The sequence below is a fragment of the Natronococcus pandeyae genome (assembly GCF_008122205.1).
Classification (GTDB): domain Archaea; phylum Halobacteriota; class Halobacteria; order Halobacteriales; family Natrialbaceae; genus Natronococcus; species Natronococcus pandeyae.
This window is the reverse complement of record NZ_PHNJ01000047.1, coordinates 1-1,004: the sequence shown is the minus strand read 5'-3', so window position 1 is coordinate 1,004 and position 1,004 is coordinate 1. Positions and strand designations below refer to the sequence as shown.

Sequence of the window (1,004 nt, the reverse complement as noted above, 5' to 3'; positions counted from 1 at the left end):
ACCGTCGGCTGGGGTGAACCGGTCGTCGAAGGTCGCGCGAAGACCGTTCGAACGGCGGTCGAGGAACTGCTCGACAACTACCTGCTCGGCGAGGACCCGAGCGCCATCGAGGATCACTGGCAGGCGATGTACCGCGGCGGCTTCTATCGCGGCGGCCCGATTCTCATGTCGGCCATCGCGGGCGTCGACCAGGCGCTGTGGGATATCAAGGGCAAACGCTTCGACGCCCCGGTGTACGAACTCCTCGGCGGAAAGGCGCGTAACCGCGTGCGCGTCTACCAGTGGATCGGCGGCGACCGTCCGCGGGACGTCGGCGACGCGGCCCGGGAGAAGGTCGATCAAGGGTTCACCGCGCTCAAGATGAACGCGACCGCGGAGCTCCGATCCGTCGACAACCCGCGGGCCGTCGAGGAGGCCGTCGATCGGATCGCCGCGGTCCGGGAGGCCGTCGGCAGCGAGGTCGACATCGGCGTCGACTTCCACGGCCGCGTCTCGAAACCGATGGCCCGTCAGTTAGCGCAGGCACTCGAGCCGTACGATCCGATGTTCATCGAGGAACCCGTACTGCCAGAGCACAACGACGCGCTGCCGGACATCCGCGCGTCGACGACGATCCCGATCGCCACCGGCGAGCGGATGTACTCGCGGTGGGACTTCAAGGAGATCTTCGAGTCGAACGCGGTCGACGTGATCCAGCCCGACCTCTCCCACGCGGGCGGGATCACCGAGGTGAACAAGATCGCGTCGATGGCCGAGGCGTACGACGTCTCGCTCGCGCCACACTGTCCGCTCGGGCCGATCGCGCTCGCCTCCTGTATCCAGGTCGACGCCTGCTCGCCGAACACGCTCATCCAGGAGCAGAGCCTGGACATCCACTACAACGAGACCAGCGACGTGCTGGACTATCTGGCCGATCCCTCCGTCTTCGAGTACCGCGACGGCTACGTCGACATCCCGGACGGGCCGGGACTCGGTATCGAGATCGACGAGGACTACGTCCGGGA

The 1,004-nt window shown here is 66.7% G+C and carries 1 protein-coding gene; it reads left to right on the top strand.

What is annotated here, in order from left to right; translation table 11 throughout:
* Window positions 1–1,004: galactonate dehydratase (dgoD, locus tag CV102_RS25670; RefSeq protein ID WP_148860829.1), on the top strand; the 1,004-nt coding region annotated here is incomplete at both ends.